The organism is Pseudoflavonifractor sp. 60 (genome assembly GCF_009911645.1).
In the GTDB taxonomy this organism is placed as follows: domain Bacteria; phylum Bacillota; class Clostridia; order Oscillospirales; family Oscillospiraceae; genus Lawsonibacter.
Genome location: NZ_QWKI01000354.1, coordinates 1 through 495, shown reverse-complemented (window position 1 = coordinate 495; position 495 = coordinate 1). Strand labels below are relative to the sequence as shown.

The following is a 495-nucleotide window of genomic DNA, read 5'->3' as shown; positions in this document are numbered from 1 at the left end:
CTTGCCCTGATAGCTCTGGGGCAGCGTCACCAGCACCGGCTCCTCCCGCACCCAGTCCAGCATGGGCAGGCGTAAATATCCAATGCGGTGATCCAGCTCCGGGCAGTCGGTATAGAGCAGAGCGCCGTCCAGAAAAACCGCCACGGAGCTGATTGCCGCGTCCAAACGCAGGGTAGGGCCGTCCACCTCCTCCGACAGCACACGGGAAAAATAGAAGGTCTGTCCCGGCTCGTCCAGGCGGTCAAAGCCGCCGAAGCCGTCCGGGGTCAGCTCCGTCACTGTCTCCCCCTCCTGGAGAAACACCGTCCAGCCCTTTTGATTGTAGACCCAGCCCTCCGGCATGGCCTCCGTTGTCCAGCCCAGGGACAGGTCATAGGCCCGGTCCTCCATCGGTTTCATACAGCTCAGCAGCAGAACGCCGAACACCAGGCACAGCGTCAGGGTGAGCACCGCCGCTCCCAGGCGCGTCCATTTTTTCATTCTCCAGCCCTCCCG

1 protein-coding gene is annotated in these 495 nt (G+C 63.0%); it reads right to left on the bottom strand.

Going from position 1 to position 495, the window contains the following annotated elements:
- A partial coding sequence (locus tag D1646_RS22355; RefSeq protein ID WP_160638521.1) for a hypothetical protein occupies positions 1–480 on the bottom strand: 480 nt, incomplete at its 3' end.
- Positions 481–495: the final 15 nt, after the last annotated feature.